15 protein-coding genes are annotated in these 18312 nt (G+C 36.8%); 9 read left to right on the plus strand and 6 right to left on the minus strand.

Annotated features, from left to right (window positions below):
* Window positions 1–15: 15 nt before the first annotated feature.
* Complete coding sequence (locus H0W64_08940) at window positions 16–3495, minus strand: response regulator (GenBank protein ID MBA3661840.1); 3480 nt, start codon at window positions 3493–3495, stop codon at window positions 16–18.
* A 128-nt stretch (window positions 3496–3623) separates the two neighbouring features.
* Between H0W64_08940 and H0W64_08945 the strand changes: the two genes are divergently transcribed.
* A complete protein-coding gene (locus H0W64_08945) occupies window positions 3624–4136 on the plus strand; it encodes a TIGR00645 family protein (protein MBA3661841.1) in 513 nt (170 codons plus the stop codon).
* 95 nt (window positions 4137–4231) lie between these two features.
* Here the strand turns inward: H0W64_08945 and H0W64_08950 are convergent, their stop codons facing one another.
* Complete coding sequence (locus tag H0W64_08950) at window positions 4232–5950, minus strand: trehalase (GenBank protein MBA3661842.1); 1719 nt, start codon at window positions 5948–5950, stop codon at window positions 4232–4234.
* 356 nt (window positions 5951–6306) lie between these two features.
* Between H0W64_08950 and H0W64_08955 the strand changes: the two genes are divergently transcribed.
* From H0W64_08955 to H0W64_08980, 6 genes are all read left to right on the plus strand, one after another.
* A complete protein-coding gene (locus H0W64_08955; protein ID MBA3661843.1) occupies window positions 6307–6465 on the plus strand; it encodes a hypothetical protein in 159 nt (52 codons plus the stop codon).
* Between the two features lie 17 nt (window positions 6466–6482).
* On the plus strand, window positions 6483–6821 hold the full coding sequence (locus H0W64_08960) for a PRC-barrel domain-containing protein (GenBank protein ID MBA3661844.1): 339 nt from the start codon (window positions 6483–6485) through the stop codon (window positions 6819–6821).
* A 154-nt stretch (window positions 6822–6975) separates the two neighbouring features.
* Window positions 6976–8040: an AI-2E family transporter gene (locus H0W64_08965; protein ID MBA3661845.1), complete on the plus strand. Its 1065-nt coding sequence runs from the start codon at window positions 6976–6978 to the stop codon at window positions 8038–8040.
* A 13-nt stretch (window positions 8041–8053) separates the two neighbouring features.
* On the plus strand, window positions 8054–8878 hold the full coding sequence (locus H0W64_08970; GenBank protein ID MBA3661846.1) for a YihY family inner membrane protein: 825 nt from the start codon (window positions 8054–8056) through the stop codon (window positions 8876–8878).
* A 94-nt stretch (window positions 8879–8972) separates the two neighbouring features.
* Window positions 8973–10652 (plus strand): hypothetical protein, encoded by a 1680-nt coding sequence (locus H0W64_08975; GenBank protein ID MBA3661847.1) that lies wholly within the window; start codon window positions 8973–8975, stop codon window positions 10650–10652.
* 138 nt (window positions 10653–10790) lie between these two features.
* On the plus strand, window positions 10791–11207 hold the full coding sequence (locus H0W64_08980) for a cytidine deaminase (protein ID MBA3661848.1): 417 nt from the start codon (window positions 10791–10793) through the stop codon (window positions 11205–11207).
* Here the strand turns inward: H0W64_08980 and H0W64_08985 are convergent.
* The 3 genes from H0W64_08985 to H0W64_08995 all read right to left on the minus strand — a co-directional run bounded on the left by H0W64_08985 (window position 11174) and on the right by H0W64_08995 (window position 15384).
* Window positions 11174–11611, minus strand: a complete 438-nt coding sequence (locus H0W64_08985; GenBank protein MBA3661849.1) for an HIT family protein — start codon at window positions 11609–11611, stop codon at window positions 11174–11176. The two genes, H0W64_08980 and H0W64_08985, sit on opposite strands and share 34 nt — an antisense overlap.
* 79 nt (window positions 11612–11690) lie before the next feature.
* A complete protein-coding gene (gene ligD, locus H0W64_08990; GenBank protein ID MBA3661850.1) occupies window positions 11691–14216 on the minus strand; it encodes a DNA ligase D in 2526 nt (841 codons plus the stop codon).
* The gene (locus H0W64_08995) at window positions 14206–15384 is read right to left on the minus strand and encodes a DUF3419 family protein (GenBank protein ID MBA3661851.1); all 1179 of its coding nucleotides are present in this window, start codon (window positions 15382–15384) and stop codon (window positions 14206–14208) included. The genes ligD and H0W64_08995 overlap by 11 nt, the downstream gene beginning before the upstream one ends.
* On the opposite strand from H0W64_08995, the gene H0W64_09000 reads away from it, so the two are divergent.
* Both H0W64_09000 and H0W64_09005 read left to right on the plus strand, forming a co-directional pair.
* Entirely contained in the window at window positions 15383–16381 is a 999-nt protein-coding gene (locus H0W64_09000; GenBank protein ID MBA3661852.1) for a TauD/TfdA family dioxygenase, read from the plus strand. The two genes, H0W64_08995 and H0W64_09000, sit on opposite strands and share 2 nt — an antisense overlap.
* A 25-nt stretch (window positions 16382–16406) precedes the next feature.
* Complete coding sequence (locus H0W64_09005) at window positions 16407–16718, plus strand: NGG1p interacting factor NIF3 (GenBank protein MBA3661853.1); 312 nt, start codon at window positions 16407–16409, stop codon at window positions 16716–16718.
* On the opposite strand, the gene H0W64_09010 is transcribed toward H0W64_09005, so the two are convergent.
* Window positions 16715–18241 (minus strand): hypothetical protein, encoded by a 1527-nt coding sequence (locus H0W64_09010; protein ID MBA3661854.1) that lies wholly within the window; start codon window positions 18239–18241, stop codon window positions 16715–16717. The two genes, H0W64_09005 and H0W64_09010, sit on opposite strands and share 4 nt — an antisense overlap.
* Window positions 18242–18312: the final 71 nt, after the last annotated feature.

An 18312-nucleotide genomic window follows, 5' to 3' on the forward strand; every position in this document is an offset into this window, starting at 1 on the left:
CACATTCCTCTGAGCTTACTCAATTTTTTCATCTATGGTCATTGCTATCGGTGCATTAAGTGCAATTTTAATTGTGTTTAATAACTCTTCATTAGACATTTCGGCTCGCAGAAGAAGTTCTTTTAATTGGTAGATATCATCATTTGTAAGTTCATAAGCAGTAAAAAATATAACAGGCAAATGCTGTTGACTGATTAGGGGGATTAATTCAACCCCTAAGCCATCTGGTAATTTCATGTCAAGAATAACTAAATCGAAATCATTACGGAGTAAAGCTTCTCTTGCTTGTTTTAAAGAAGCAGCATTACTTAATGTACCTTCATCCTTTAAAAGCGATTTGACAATGGTTGAGAGATCATGATCATCTTCCACATGTAAGATTTTTAAATTTACCACTTCCAAATAATTTTTAAGCATTGTGACGGTATTTTGTAATTGACTCATATTGATCGTTTTTTCTATCCAGTCGATAATATGTATCGCGGTTCCTTGAATTATATTTTTTTGCGAATTAGTCTTTGCAGCTGCAAGGATAGTAGGTATTAATTTTTCATTAAGGCTACTTTTTATATCATGAATAAAATCAATTCCACTTTCATCAGGTAAATCTAAACCCAGCAAGACAATATCAATATTTTGTCGATTAAGATATTTTTTCGCATCCATTGCGTTGGAAGTGACAATAGAATGAAAATTATTTTCAATAAAAATGTAATTAAAGGAAGCCGCAATATTGACATCCGCTTCACAAATGAGAATAGTACAGATTTTATCAATGGGTTTTTCTGTCAAAGTAACAATGGGTGCTTTTTTGGCAATAGGTAAGTCAAAATAAAATGTGGTTCTCTTGTGGGGTTGTGAATCAAAGTGAATAATTCCACCATGTTTAGCAATAATAGCTTTACTAATACTTAGTCCTAATCCAGTACCTCCATACTTTTTAGTCGTGCCAGAATCGGCTTGAGCGAATTTCTGAAAAACTCTGCCGTGGAAATTTGCAGGAATACCAGGCCCGCTATCTGATACTAACGTGCGGACAATTCGATCGGTTAATTGAATTTGTTCAATAGATACAATGCCATGTTTTGGAGAAAATTTAATCGCATTGGAAATGAGGTTGGTTAGTACTTGGAGTAAACGATCATGGTCACCGTTAATTTGAGCATCTAAAGTATTACCTAAAATTTGAATGTCAACTTGATGCTTCGTTGCAAAGGACTCCATTTCAACGACTGCTTGAGTGATCAGCTCATCTAACATAAGGGGTTCTGAATGAAATCTGAATTTATCCGATTCGATTTTTTCAACATCTAAAATATCATTAATGAGTCTGATTAAACGCTCACTATTGTTTTTAGCAATCATTAATAAGTTATATGTTTCCGGTGGTAGTTCCCCCAAAGCGCCGCCTGTAAGTAGGGCAATGGAGCCATGAATAGATGTTAAAGGCGTGCGCAATTCATGGCTCACCGTGGAAATAAATTCATTTTTTAATCGATCCAATCTTTTTCGATCAGTTAAATCTAATCCTGTAATGAGCGCGCCCGTCGTTTTGCCTGATTTATCATGCAATTCTGATATAGAAAGTTGAATGGGAATGCGGGTGCCATCATTTTTAATGTATTCCCATTCATGTGTATCAACACCATTTACTTTTGCCTTAGCTAAAAGTGTGTCAAGACCGGGGGCCACAGTAAGTTGTAGTTCTTGTGAAAGTTCAAGTGCTCTTTTTTTAATAGCATCCATGTCATGAAAAATTAGAGGTGTCGCTTTTCCAACAACTTCTTTTGCACGATAGCCAAGCATCTGCTCAGCGGTCTTGTTGAAAGTTTGAATAATGCCATGGCTATTACATGAAATGATGGTGAAATTAGCGTTATCAAGCAGAGTTTGTTGTAAACGAGTAATTTTTTTTAGTTTAGCTTTACTTGTTTGAGCTTGCTGCTGTCTCAGGTTAGCTAAATATTCTGAATAACTCAGACGACGAATGATAGGCACAACTTGCGTGTAAAGTAAAATAATCCCACCCAGGATTGCTAGAATAATAATTGGAAATAGTAATTTAATTGTAGAGAAAGCATTTAGAAAAACACTAGCGAGGTCAATTTTATAAACGAGAGCGAGGCCCGTTTCTCCTACGGGTGCATAGGCGCCAAAAATTCGGCGATTCCTATAATCAACAGTGCTTCTAAGTCCTGATTTTCTTTCAAAAGCATAAAAAGGGGGCAACTTGATGCTATTAATGGTTTTAGGAATGATTAGTATTTTAGGAAACAAAACAGACGTTATACAAGTTGCTCCTTGCGGTACGGGGGAGCACATGACTAATTCTCTGACAGGGTCTTTGTTGGTGGTAAATAAGGATGTGAGTGCTTTTAAAGGCCATTCAACTTTTAATTTGATGACCCCCTTTGGAGACATGAGTGTGTTTGTTAAGCGTAAAGCAATCATATTTTTTTGCCATACTAATTCCGCGGGTAATGAAAGTTTTACAGGAAATGAACCAATTGGAGCGGAAATGAATTTACCTTTTTGTACAAGGATTTCATTCTGAGGACCCGTTATACTCACTCCAGAAAAACCTTCCGCAATAAATAATTCTGCCAATTGGTTAATTTGAGCTGGCGTAGATAGAAGGAAGTTTTTAAAAAATGAACTCAATAAAAGAGTATTCATTTCAGTTATAGGATAATTTAAGTCAGCTTGGATGAGTGCATTGCGATCGCGCAAAGAGGCATGCAATGATTGCTGAATAGAATTATTGTATTGCTGCATCATAATAGAAAAACAGGTAAAACCTACAGTCATCGTGGTTGCAAATAAAATAGCGATACTGGCTAGAGAAATTTTCCGTGTTATTTGCTCCGTACTGAGGTATGCATATTGAAGGTACTGCTGGCCGGTTAAATATAACCCTAAACTAAAAACAAGGATAATAAATGAGGGTATTACACCTAGATGAACATGCTCATACCATACAAAAAATAATTTGAGATTTAATAAATTACTGAGGATGCCGACCAATCCTAGGAAGAAAATTAAAGAAACTAATGTTAAATGAATAATATTAATAGCTGGTTTTTGTAATAGTGCAGAGAGGAGAACAAAATCAATACCAATCAAAAGAAAGGCGACTGACAGATTATTAGGAAAATTCCAACTAGACCTAAATGATTGTTTCATTATGCCTTCACTAAGACCTAATTGCAGTGGGACTAATTTTTCCATGATGGTAAAAAACGCAATAACAATCAGAGCTAAGCCACATAAAATTTTGAGTGTTTTTGTAATTTTCGCTTCGACACGTGTACTGATTAGACCCATTCCAGCAAGGGTAAAGCCGAGTGAGATATAAGTAAGCAACCCTTCCGGCGAAAGTTTCAATAAAAAAGGTGACACGAGGGTCCATTGACTTCCAATGAAATTAAAGAAGCCATACAGGATAGTGAGAGTGCCAATGATTAAAACTAATAAACTCTCGTTATGTTGCCTCATATTTTCCTAAATTGAGTCAATATTTCCTAATAATATCATGATTTTAATTCAGTATGATTAAAGCTAGCTTCCCTATGAATCTATTGTTAAATTACGTAAGTTTTTAAAAATAAAAATGGATAAAAATAATGAATACACCGATGAATAACATATCAAAATTTATTTTCTGGAGTCGTTGGTTACAAGCTCCTCTTTACATTGGTTTAATTTTAGTCTTAGTGGTTTATGTTTATCAATTTGGATTAGGGTTACTGAATTTAGTGAAGAATGCTAATAATTGGCATGAAACCGGTATTATGCTACAAGCGCTTGATTTGATTGATGTCGTGATGTTAGCTAACCTTATTATTATGGTGATCATGGGTGGTTATGAAACTTTTGTTTCTAAGCTAAATTTAAAAGGCCACCCAGATCAACCCGAATGGTTAGATGAAGTGAATGCTGGCACGATGAAAGTTAAACTTGCGCTATCCCTCATTGGTATTTCCTCTATTCATTTATTGCGAACTTTTATTGACCCTTCCTTGAAGCAAAATTACTCAGTAATGTGGCAAGTCATTATTCATCTTACCTTAGTCGTTTCAGCTATTGCGATTGCATTTACGAATAACATTATGGGGAAAGGGAGAGGACATCATTAATGATTCGTTAAGTTTTACTTTTCTGGATCAAGTGTTTCATTGAGACGATTGCGTAATAAGACACAGTGTGACAGAGAATAACTTAGAGACAATTCTTATGTTGAAGCTGTATCGTACATCGTAAAATCTTGATTTAAACCCAACTGATTTTTAGCTATCGATTTGGGTAAGCTTTTTAATAAGGTTAAGAAGACACCATTCGTCCAGCCAAAACCAATCACATTCATTTTATAACCAATTTGAATATCGGTAAGGGCTGTACCTGAGACGACATTATATTTTTCACGGATGGTTTTATCACGTAAGTAATTTTGTAAAACGGTCGTTAAAAATTTATGCGCAATGCGTTCAGCTTCAGGCTTGAATCCATAATGCGTTAATCCTTCTGTGGTGATCAATTGAATAGGAGCCCAACCATACGGATAATCCCATTGCACCCCGGTATGCTGTAAGCTCGTTACGATGCCTCCTGCTTTTTCAAAGAATTTTAAATTTTTTGCTAACCGTTTGGCTTGACTCTTTGTTGCAAGTTTTGCCCAAAGGGGATAAAAAGTTGTAGCGTAAGGGTGGGGTGAAGCTTTTTTATTGATATAATCGTAATCAAAAAACATACCTTGTTTTTCGTTCCATAGATATCGATTAATGCGTAACGCGCGACGCTCTGCTTGCTTTGCCCAATAAATTGCAAGTCGCTTATTTCCCAGTTGATTTGACATCCACTCTAAATCTTTTTCAGTTTTATAAAGTAAGCTATTTAAATCGACGGGTGCATAATTCAGTGTATCTGCACTAAAAGGACCAAAGCGAAATGATGTATCAAAACCTGAAGCGCGCATCGCTCGATCACCCTTGTAGAAGTGTTCGCTTAGACCGACATTTTTAACAACTTTGCATACATTATATTTTTTATTATGTTTGAGCGTGGGCGTGCTGCACAAAGTAATCGTATAAACTATCTTTGCTGATTGTAAGTGCTCAGGTTGGTCTTTGGCTAAAAAGAACAAATAAGGCTGAGAAATTTTTGGATGTTCTAAGAAATACCGAATGATATCTGAATAATAAGATTTGGATTGTGCCAGTTCAGAAACGGGGCCACTCCCAAAATCATAATAACGGGACAAACCTGTCTTGCCCGCTAAGTGAGGTTCGTGAGTCCACAAGTTATAATCTTTGACCGCATAGTGATAAGCAGACTGTAACCACTTCAAATTTTGGTGATGTTGGGTTTGATCAGCGGTGTATACCGCGCGAATTAGTGGAGCAAGAAAAGGCAATTGGGTGCGGGATAAATAATAAGTGCGATTTCCATTCAATGTGCCACCGTAATGATCAATCTCATAAAAGAAATTTTCTACAATGCCACGCGCTAATTCATTTTTATGTGCTTCGATCAGGCCACGAACAATAAAATAACTATCCCAGCCATACATCTCGTTAAACATACCACCAGGAACAATATAGGGGTTTGGTAAATACAATAAGCCTGCGGGTTTAATATTATCACCGTTGACTTCACCTAATTTATTAATCTTTTGCGGAAGTCGCTTCACCACAAGATGACAACGTTCTGTCCAATATTTAACGGTTTCTGGAATAACAGCATCAGCGGGAAAATAAAGAATAGGGTTTAAATTGGTTTTTGGGTCTGAAAAGGAATTGCAGTCTTCCATCGAGCGTTCAAGGCTTTTCCAACTATTAGCAATGTAATAAAGGATAATGTTGGGGTCGGTTGCAGCAAACTCATGAGCCAAAACAGAATGGATTGGAGCTAAAGTTACATTGAGAAAGATAAACCAGATTATAATATTTTTCATATCAAAATACAGGTCACTGGGTAAAAGTGGCGAGCCTTCGGCTGCGAGGAAAATAGTGTTCGTGGATCAAAACTTAGCATTGTAAACATGCTGTCACTTATATTTGAGTTAACAAAGCCTACCAAGCTAGAGGGATCTTGGCTAGGCCGAATAGATTATTACCAAAATTAATTTATCTGACAACAAGTAACTGAAGTAAAATTTATCAATTCTTTTTTCAATCATTCATATTAAATCAAAGACTAAGCGTGAAGTCTTTGATTTGGCATTTTGCGAAATAAAAAATCAGGGTGTAAAATGAAGTATTAGTTTTTTTTATGTCAAAAACTAACCAATTTTGCGCCGAGGAGATTCTTATGAAGGAAGGACATCCCAACAAAGACAAGAATCGAAAAGAAAATCCTAATCGTAAAAATCCTGAAGGTCGTGCTCCTGTACAAGATCCAGATGTTCATCCTCGAAATGAAAATCCGGATTATCAACCTTATAAACAATATACCTCATTCATATTTTAAACTAGAAGGAGTAGGTTATGGATAAGCACTCTGAAAAGATAGTTCGTACTAAAGATGTTATCGGGGTGGAAGTCAAAAACCGTGCTGATGAAAAATTAGGTAAAATTGATGAAATCGTTATGGATAAGATAACTGGCCAAATAAACTATGTCGTTCTTGAATGTGGCGGCGTTCTTGGTGTGGGCAGCAAATTATTCGCTCTTCCTTGGAATGCAATTCAATATGATAAAGAAGAAAAAAGCTTTTTAGCCAATATTGACAAAGAAAGATTAAAAAATGCAACTGGCTTTAACAAGGACCATTGGCCAGACACTGCGGATTCGACAACTTTTACAAAATATACGGAAACTGTTTAATGATTTAAAAAAATTATCAAAAATTAACCTTGATGAAGCCCCTGCTTCATCAAGGTTTTTTCATTCTCCGACGCTTGATTTCATTGACCTCTACGACCCTTAAATGCATTATCTTTCTCAATATCAGGTTAAAACGCGATTTGAGGTGCTCAGAATGCAAAAATCATCCAACTTTGTTTGGAAAAAGACGGTGACCATCACGGGTTTAGTGATTCTGGTCGCCTTAACCTTTTATCTTCTCGGTTCCATTCTGATGCCTTTTGCCGCAGGTGCTCTATTAGCTTATTTAAGTAATCCGCTGGTTGATTTTTTAATGCGGCGCGGTTTTTCGCGAGCCGCGAGTGTCATTCTGGTCTTTGTAGCTCTTTTCGGTTTTCTATTAATATCCGTTCTTTTGTTAATCCCGATCTTGCAAGAGCAAATTGAACATCTTACTGTCATTATTCCGCAAATGCTTACTTACCTGCAGACTCAAGCATTACCTTCCCTATTGAATTTTTTTGGATTTAAAAATCTGGCAGCTTATGACGTCAAAAAAATAATTGGCGATAATATTATGTCGACGGGGAACGTAGCCAGCTTAGTCATCAAAACTACATTAGAATCAGGCAAAGCTTTATTTGGCCTCATAACAAATATTTTATTAATTCCAGTCGTTACTTTTTATTTGCTACGTGATTGGGATCTTTTATTGAATAATATTCGTCTCATGATTCCCAAGCGCACGCGACCTAAGGCTATTAAAATTGCACAAGAGTGTGATGATGTTTTAAGTGGTTTCTTCCGCGGACAATTATTGGTCATGTTGGCATTAGCAGCCATTTATTCCATTGGACTATCGCTTGCTGGACTACAGATTGGCATTATTATTGGTACAGTGACGGGCTTGTTAAGCATTGTTCCCTATCTTGGCGCCATTATCGGTTTTGTCATTGCTGTGATTGCCGCGCTTGTTCAGTTTGGTACGATAGAGTCGGTCGGCTGGGTCATTCTTGTTTTTATGGTAGGTCAAACTATCGAAAATACATTCTTAACGCCTGTACTGGTGGGCGATAGAATTGGGATGCACCCGGTTGCTGTAATTTTTGCTGTTCTGGCAGGCGGTGTACTATTCGGTTTTTTTGGTGTGTTAATGGCTTTACCCGTTGCCGCAGTCATCATGGTTTTGTTGCGTCATCTTAATCGTCGTTATCATCGAAGTGAACTTTATCAGGCTTAAGGATAAGCGTGCTGTGCAATTACTACGATATATGGGACGCATTTGTGTCGAAGCTACCAAACGTTTTTATAATGAAAACTATTCATATCGTGCGTCAGCCTTAGCTTTTACGACGCTTCTCGCCATCGTACCCTTATTGCTTGTCATCGTCTTTGGCATGACTGTATTTCCTTACTTTATGAACATTATTTTGCTCGGCGAAAACTATATTTTACAAAATTTTGTACCCGCATCTGCTGGTACGATAGAATTTTACTTCCATGGCTTTTTAACACAAGCAACAAGATTACCCGCAGTCTCCATTCTGTTTTTATTCATCACCACCATATTACTGGTTCACACCATCGAAGAAACTTTAAATGAAATATGGCGGGTGCCAACAAGGGTAAAGAGTAAAAAGATGTTGGCGCTATTATTTTACTGGATTTTATTTTTATTGATTCCCTTCATTATTGGATTAAGTATTTTTCTAACATCTTATGCCTTCTTGCTGAGCTGGATAAGTATAGAAGATAAAACACAATTAACACTTTATTTTCTCTCGATTTTACCTATTCTTATCAATACTATGATATTTGGTCTGCTCTACATTATTGTTCCGAATGCTCGAGTAAAAATAATAAATGGCTTAATTGGTGGAATGACTGCGGCTCTGTTATTTGAAGTTGCACGGATTTCTTTTGCCTTTTATGTTGATCAATTTCCAAGTTATGCTTTGATTTATGGTGCATTTGCTGTCATACCAATTTTCCTAGTTTGGCTCTATATCTTTTGGTTTATTATTTTATTTGGTGCATTTGTGACCTATACAGTCGCAAGACCTGGACTTGAACTATAAAAACTTGTCCTTATCGTAGAAATAATCTTTCTCTTAAGATTTACTTAAGGGTACGTTCGTAGAATGAAAATCTTATGATAGGGAGTATATTACCATGGGATATGGCCCGCCTTCTTTGAATCTACTTATCCAATCCAATGCTTCACTGTATGAAAAATATGTACGTCACAATCCGGAACGAGACCGGCTTATCCAACATATCACTGGCATCCAAAATGTAATTACGGCTTTTGATGATGATATGCACGCTACAAAAAACTGGGAATCCTTAAAGCACAAGAGTGCAGTCGGACTATATGTGTTGGGAATGGAAACAATTTCTCGCGAATATAGACTATATAATCCAATCTTTAAAAAAAGAGGCTTCCTGAAATTAGGCAGCACTTTATACAATCTTCTTTTTGAGCAGTTAGGGATCTCTAAAAAAAATCCCTTAAGTTATAAAGATGAAGTAATTTACCTTGAAAAATTGTATAACACCATTTTGCTTTTAGAGAAAACGGATAAGAGTAGATTACAAGTATTACTGAACAATGAAGGCTTAGAGTTAGAGTCTATTAAAGAACGTATTACATTTAATATTCACAGACTTTTAAAAAAAATTAATAATGCTTTAAAACGAACGCTCGAAAGTTTACCGATGGAAGAAGTAGTTGAGCGTCAATTAATTAATTTATACGCAAATTATAAAACTAAAAAAGATGAGAAAAAGAAAAATCAATATCAATTATTAAATTGGTTTACCAAGCCTAATAAGGAAAGATGTTTTGTTGCGCAATTGGCGGCCCCCATTGCTGAGCTAAACAAAAGGAGCTTGCGAGATACGACCCATGAAGAAGACGATTTCGCCCGCGAAGAACGGATTAAACTGGGTTACTTTATGTTTATTACTGAATCAATCGACTACACCTACTCTTTCCTTCGATCATCAAAACATAGCGACTTATGTAGTTTGGGTATGAGCGGCTTGCAACAACAAAATTTAATGTCAATTCATAATCGTATAAAACTTGATTGTTTGGGTGCCTTAAAAACATTTTTGTTAGACGGTAAAAATTATGCTGAGATCGAGCGTTATGGCAGAATTCATTTTACCCATGATAATTATTTGAAAAATGTTGATGACAATATCAAAAATATTATTGATGAAATTGATAAACTTACGAATCGTATCAAAGGGACACCTACACCTAAAATTAATGCTTCTATGATTGATAGTTTGAAACGTGCTGGCATTCTCGTTTCAGTTTCACCTTTATTTGGCTTAGGTCAAACGATAGGCAAATCAGCGAGTGAAACGCATGGTACGATTGGTGTTAAAGTTGGCATTAGTAATACTTTAAATTCTCTTGGCAAATCAATGATGGGTTTAAACCGTAATTACCTCAGTTTTCTCGCAGCTGATTTAATTGTTATGGCAACGATGGGACAAATGTTTGCAGTGGTTTTACAAGAGATGGGCCTTTTGCTTATTCCCTTAGGAGTCAGTGTTGCAACGGTTGCCTTTGATGGGTCATTGTGGAGTCTCAGAGCTTTGTGTAAATGTTATATGGATGTTTATGATGAGTGTGATCCTAATCTCATTAAAAATGTTGATCCTGAATTTATTCGTAGTCTACTGAACTTACCCAACGATGTTTTTTCTGCTGAAAAAAAATATCATCTTGAAAATTTGCTCGATGAAAAAACATTACAAATTGTCACCCAGGATATACAAATTCATGATGACGCGTTAAACCCTCCTGAAGTTTCCATCAGGAAAGCAATGAACTAGGTAAAAAGCGTGGATTGTTTGGTAAGCTGTTCCTGCCTTACGCAATCTACGCTTGCTCCACTATAAAAATGTCCAGCCAATTGACTAATCTTTCTCTTTAGTCTATATTTTGACTTTTCCTTTACTTAATTAAAATTTATGTTAGCTAAAGATATTCTTATTGACCAAGCACGCGCCGTACGAGAAAGAGCCTATGCGCCCTATTCCCACTTTCAAGTGGGTGCTTGTATCGAAAGCAAAAATGGGAATGTGTACGTCGGCTGCAATGTCGAAAATGCTTCTTATGGCCTCACCGTCTGCGCCGAAGCGAATGCAATTGCCGCTATGGTTGCAGGCGGAGAGCATGAAATTGTGCAAATGGTCGTGGTAATAGAGGGCCCTGGCGTTTCATCTTGTTGTGGGGCATGTCGTCAACGTTTAAATGAATTTACTGATCCTGAGGCGCTCATTCACTTTTGTGATTTAGTGGGAAATGTTAAAACGTTACAATTTCAAGATTTATTTCCTTATCCCTTTGGTCCTCAAGATTTATCTAAACGTGTCATTACTTCTTGAATTTTAGTTTGCACACTTTGCAAAGCTTGCGCATCTTCATATTTTTGACGGGGCCAAAAAAATCCTTTTAACCCATCACCTTTTTTTCTCGGAATGACATGTAAATGGAGGTGAGGCACACTCTGGCTCACTTTATTATTAATTGCGATAAACGTTCCTTCCGCTTGCATCGCCTCCTCAACCGCCTGACTCAATTTGCGCATCAGTGAAAAAAAAAGGATGGCTTGGGTCTCTGGTAAATCAGCCAAAGTTGCGAAGTGAAACTTGGGAAGTAATAAACAATGGCCCAGAAATACAGGTCGAATGTCTAATATTACAAGAAAATTATCATCTTCATAAACAGGAAAACTAGGCGCCTGTTTTTTTATAATATTACAAAAAATGCAAGCTAAAGGAATTGTCATGTGCGTATCAGTTCAAATTGATGAAAGGATAGAGTAATGCGTATTGACGATAGAATTGCAAAGTAATTATCTAGCATTATTACTTAAACTCTTTTAAGCGCAAGGATTGCTTCACTTTAAAAAAACGCCGCCAAGGATCTTTAATTTCTGCTAAACGTTTCGGTAATGTTTTAAGTGTATATTCAACATCTCGCCGATTACTCGTCAATTCATCCCATTCAAGAGGGGTGGCAACCGGTGCACCTTTTCTAGCGCGTGTGGAATAAGCTGCAATTGCTGTTGATCCGCGTTGGTTACGCAAATAATCAATATAAATTTTACCGACTCGTTTAATTTTGGTCATCTTGCTTACATATTCCGCAGGATGACTTTGTACTAAAAATTCCACAAAAGCATGGGTAAAATTTTTGATGTCGCCCCATTGGTATTCCGGGCGAATAGGAATGACGACATGTAATCCTTTACCCCCTGTGGTTTTAACAAAGCTTTCTAGTTTAAATTGTTTCAGATAATCGCGAATGAGAAATGCTGCATCAACGACACGTTGCCATGATACTTTTTCACCGGGATCTAAATCAAACGTAATCATGTCGGGATATTCAACTTTTTCGATACGCGAGCCCCAAGGATGAATTTCTAAAACACCTAATTGAACAAGCGCTAATAACCCTTCACCGTTTTTAATATAGATACTTTTTTCTGTTTTAGTTTTTTCTTTGATATCAATCCCATATAAAGCAGTCGGGGTCCCTTTGGTAATATGCTTTTGATAGAAGCATTGATGGTAATTTTCAGGACAACGAACAATGGTAAGCGGGCGATTCGTAATATAAGGTAAAATCCAGGGCATAATACTTTCATAATATGTAGCAAGATCTAACTTAGTCACTTTAGCTTCAGGGTACAGGATTTTTTCCGGATGCGTTAATTTGAATGACGAAGATGTCATAGCCTTTCCCTTTTTTGAATTCGGAGAAATCTCAGTACGCAAGTGATGTGGCTTTTCTCTATAAATTGTTTTTGGAGATTTATCCTGTCTTAATCCTTTAAAACTTGGGTGTCTTAAATAGCCTTCATCAGTCCAGTTAGAAAATTCAATTTCTGCAACAAGCGCGGGTTTGATCCAAGTTGCAGTACTACTTCCAGGCGGTTTTTTTTTAAAAGGCATGGTAGGCGTTTTATATTGAGTCAATAAGGTATTAATTTCTTTGAGCGAGCTTTCCGTAAAACCTGTACCGACATTCCCGTTATAAATTAATTCGCCTTGTTTATTGTAAGTACCCAGTAATAAAGCGCCAAAATGACTACGTTTGCCGCGCGGCTGGGTATAACCTGCAATAATAAATTCCTGCCGTTTAATACACTTAGTTTTTAGCCAATTTTCAGTACGTACTTGTTTATAAATACTATCCTTATTTTTCGAAATAATACCTTCTAACTGTAAGGCGCAAGCTTTTTCAAAAATGACTTGACCATCTCCCATCAAATGTTCACTGTAACGTAGTATTAAATTTTTTGGCGGAATAAGAAGTTTTAAAATTTCTTTGCGATTGACTAAAGGCAGGTTAGATAGATTGAAATGATCGTAGTAAATTAAATCAAAAAGATAGTAAACAAATATTTGATCGTCTTTTCCCTTAATTGCATTTTGTAGTAATTGAAAATTACTATGCTGGTGCTTATCGAGAACTACTATTTCACCATCTAAGACTGCTGCGGAAATATTTAATTCCATTAGTGCCTGGGTAATGTTGGGGAATAAAGCTGTCCAATCATGACCACGGCGCGTTCGTAATGTTACATTTTTCCCTTGAACGAAAGCAATGAACCGATAGCCATCGAGTTTGATTTCATGAAGCCAAGAGGTACCTAAGGGAGGTTTGTTTACTAAGGTTGCAAGTTGGGGATACACTTCTTTTGGAAAAAGACTTTGAGGCAAATGATATGTAATTACTTTTTTTTGAGCTTCTTGCGTATAGTCAATTTTTTTTTTTAATTTGGATTTTTCGAGTCCTTTACTCCCCCACACTTTGGTGTAGTGCTCGCTAATTTCCTCCAAAGATTGGTTGCTAACGACGCTACGTGGCTCTTCAAGTGTGACATCATATTTTTTTAGCAGTTTGGCATAGTCATCTTTGCTTTTAATCAGCAGCCATGTTCTATTATCATTTTTAATTCGAATAAGCGTCCATCGTCCTTTTAATTTTTTTCCCTCCAAATTGAATGTTAAGTGACCTTTCTCATACGCAGCTTTAGGATTTTTATCTTCACATATCCATGTGCCTTGATCCCACAACATCACTGTACCGCCGCCATATTGACCTTTGGGAATAATTCCTTCAAAGGTGCCATATTCAAGCGGATGATCCTCAACGTGCATGGCTAAACGTTTAACCAATGGATCCAGGCAAGGACCTTTAGGCACAGCCCAGCTTTTTAAGACACCACTTAATTCGAGCCTGAAATCATAATGAAGATGGCTGGCGGCATGTTTTTGAATAAGGTAAAGGAGTTTTTTGGAGGATTTTTTCTTGAGCTTAGTTTTACCTTTAGGCTCAGGTGTTTTATCAAAGTCCCGTTTTTTTTGATAAAGTTTAAGCGTCATAAGTTAGAATTACATCGCTTGCAACTGTGCCTGCCATAAACCGATAAACAAAATTACTTTCATCCCTTTCCAGCTGTGCTTCAAGCGGTGCATTGCGTTGCATGGTTGTTAGAAAATGATCAGGAATATGGCGCTGGCTAATTACTTCCCGGAGACAAAATCTCGCATGGGGTTTGGCTGCATGAATTATACCTTGTAAAAGACGCTCAAAGGCAGATTGGGGCATGTAAGATGCAATATCTGACATAGAAAAACAATCGAAAGAATTTTTAGGGACCTGATGAAGATAATCGATAATATTAGTTGTTAAAATTTCTATTTTCTCAAGGCGCTGACGAATTGTTTCAAAACCCTCTGCCGTAAGATAGGGGAAATAGGCTTCCTTAATGATTTTCCCCTCCATTAATAATTGAAGAAGAGGACTATGTTTAGCGAGATGATTGTGTAAATAGGAAAGCATTTTTTCATAAATATAACGTCCGGGCTTATCTGCATGTTCTGTATAAGCTGTAACACCTGGATCGTTAGAAAATAACTTAAAAATTTTGGGGTGAACTAAGATTTCAAAGGCTTTTCGAAAACCCCACGTGTCCCAATTTGCTTGAATAAAAAGGCGTTGTTCTTCGATATTATCAATGGCCAACAGCTTATCATTTTTACCTTTCCGAAAAAAACGAACAAATTGTGAAGCTAAACGACAGAGTTTTTCTGTTTGGCCTTGATAGATAATACCAAGGGCGATTTGTTTTTGATGACGAGCCCAATAAAGTTGTGCGGGCGGGGAGAGTAAAGGCGCAATTTCATTATACCATTTTTGCCGTTCGTAACTGGGGTTGCATCCCAAGAAAGCTAATGTCTTTTCATAGTCAAAACTTTTGAAAGTTGCAATTTTTAACTCTAATAGAAAATTTTGGCTTTGATTAACATCGATAGAAACAACTTTTTTGCAGGGCGTGAGGAGTAGATGTAGGGGGCGATCCCCGCTGGCAGTTACACAGAGTACGTGGTCATCAGGCTCAACTTGCAATGCCTTTTTCTCTACCTGCCAGTCTTCATTACCTAGACTGTAATTAAGCGATTGATAGAAATCCATTTCTAAAAGCTTATTACTAGGAAACCTCCATGCTAATATAGGATGAGGATGATTAGCAAGGATGGAATCGAACATGACAAGTGAATTTTCAGTTAAGACGTCCGGCCTATTTCCAAAAATGATAGTCGCCAATCGCCAATATCCATTTGAAATTTTTTTAAATTACCTCACCGCAAATAAAAGTACCCTGCAAGCCTTACTGTTGAAGCATGGCGCTCTTTTATTTCGTAATTTCCCCGTTAAGCATTGTGACCATTTTGCCGAAATGATTCAAACATTGGGCTTAGGTTCATTTGTGAATTACATCGGTGGTGACAGTCCACGCGATAAAGTAAATCAACATGTCTATACTTCCACAGAAGCACCGCCTTCTTTTCAAATTCCACTTCATCAAGAGTTATCCTTTGTAAAAAACCATCCACGCCATATTTATTTTTATTGTGAGGTTGCGCCGAAGGTAGGTGGAGAAACAACCATTGGCGATGCACGACAGATTTTTCAAGCTATGCCTGAAAAAACATTACAAAAATTTCAAAAGCAAGATTTGACTTATACATCACGATACTATTATCAAAGTATGATTATGAAAATGTTAAATCGATGGCAGCGTTCGCATAAATCTTGGACGGAAGTTTTTGAAACGACAGAAAAGGCTGAAGTTGAAAGAAAATGTTTAGATAATGAATTCACTTGGCAATGGTTGAAGCAAGACTGGGTGGAAATAAAACAGAATAGACCTGCTTTGCAAACGCATCCACTCACCGGAGAGACAGTCTGGTTCAATCAAGTTCATCTTTATAATTTTACGCCGCGGTTATTGGGATTAAAGAATTATTTGGGCGCAAAGCTTTTTTATATAAAAAAATCAATGCGATTGCATGAGGCAACTTTTGCTAATGGCGAACCCATTACGAAAAAAAACTTATATCTTATTATGGATGTGTTGCATAATCACACGGTCCATTTTGCCTGGCATAAAAATGATGTTTTAGTGTTGGATAATATTCTTGCCATGCATGGTCGTGCGCCTTTTATAGGCCCACGGCGTATTTTAACTGCTATGACAAGTTGATGTTGTTCTAGAGTAAGAATTATTTATGTATAAAATTATTATTTATATTCCAGTGACCCATCTCGAGGTTATCAAAAATGCTTTATTCGCAGCCGGCGCGGGTAATTTGGGTGAGTATCGAGCCTGTAGTTGGCAAGTTTTAGGAGAAGGACAATTTATACCAAAAGCTGCAAGTTCCCCTTTTATTGGGACTGCGGGTCAACTAGAAAAGGTCGCAGAATACAAAGTAGAAATGATTTGCGCCACGGAGCATATTAAAGCCGCAATTGCTGAATTAAAAAGAAGTCACCCCTATGAAGAGCCTGCCTACCAAGTCATTAAGCTTGAAAATTTTTAATAGAATCCGCGTTTAGATACAACAGGCGTTATTGTTGCTATAACACGGGGTTTGTCTAATTTTTCCTTTCGTGTCTTGATAAAAAAAGCGGAATGTCTTCGCGGTAGGCTTGGGACCGCGATAGGCTCAGGCTTAACGCATGCTGTTCGCGTCTCTTTTATGTTATTAATTTGTCGTTCTAAATTATTTGCTGTAGGAGCTTGATGTATTTGAAGTTGTTGAATATTAAGTTGTGTTTTTAATTGTTCAATGCGATTTTTTAAATCGTTATTCTTATTAAGTTCATTAAGAACTTGTTGTTTAATTTCGCCAATATAACGAATTTTAATTTCATGTAACTTTCGTTGGCACGCAATGGTTTTCTTTTCAAAAAAATAATTGTGAACCGCAAACAATCCACCCATAACAATAGAGCCTATAGCAAGCGCAAAACCTGCAACCCCGAATGAAGCGCCCGCCGCAAATTTGAAACCTATCATACTTAAAATAGTAATGGGCAAACTCCACGTGCTACCCATGGTACCAAAAAAACTCATGCATGTTCTTCCCCAAATCCCGTTATTATTGGTAGAAGGATTGTAAGTTTGAAATTTATCAAATTCAGCGAGAATCCCATTTTTATCAAATGATGTGACATTGGTTGAAGGTTTAAAATTTTTATCTAACTTTTGGACTTGATTTAAGAGATGATTATATTCATCTTGTAATTTGTAAGTTTCTTTATTTAATTTAGCTTCATACCGAATGAGATCCTCAATATGGTTTTCAGTAGAAGTTATTTCATTGGTCAAACGTGAATCATCATTTTTAAATGACTTAACGACCCCATAAATTAAAGATGAGCCGAGAACCAGGAATGCGCCAGTGCAAGCAATGGTGAGGAGGGTAAGAAAAAGTGGAGGAAATCCAATACTTAAAAAACCAAAAACCCCAATGATAATCATGGGTATCCAATCAGAGAAAATACTTGCCGTACGAAGCCCGGTGATAAATGCACGTGCATAACGAAAAGTCTTTTCAAGAAAAGTAAGTTGCGCGGTTTTTTTAAAAGTATCAATTTGCTGTAAAGCATTTTGATAACATGGTTCTTGCAATGTTTTATTTAGAATAGAGATGTTTTGTAATTGCTTGAGAAAATTTAAAAGATAAGGCGAATGCGAATGAGGTAAACGTAATTCCCGTTGTAAACCTGAGATGTTATTAATGATCGTATCATCATCCATTCCATTAAGATTACAAGCAGCAATAACGTGGCGTTCTAATTCATCAGTAAAAATTTTTGAATGCAAGGAGTTGGGGCCAAAATTTTGTTCAAACCCTTTAATATTCTTAAATAAGGATTTTTCATCAATTTTGGGATTTTGTAAGTCGGTAAGAATAGGATTAAGCAGGTCGGTGATAGACGGATTTAATGGTTTGGCGAGATGGTTTGAATCATTTAATCTGCCTAAACCAGGCGGGCCAATTCTTGAGGGAGCAATATTATTTAAACTTGCATCGGGTGCTAATGTTGCAGGATACATAGTAACCTTATCCTCGCTCAAATTTATTTATAATTATTTTGGTATCTAAGAGATACACAATTTTTTAAACC

It is taken from the genome of Gammaproteobacteria bacterium, assembly GCA_013816845.1.
Taxonomy (GTDB): domain Bacteria; phylum Pseudomonadota; class Gammaproteobacteria; order DSM-16500; family DSM-16500; genus Aquicella.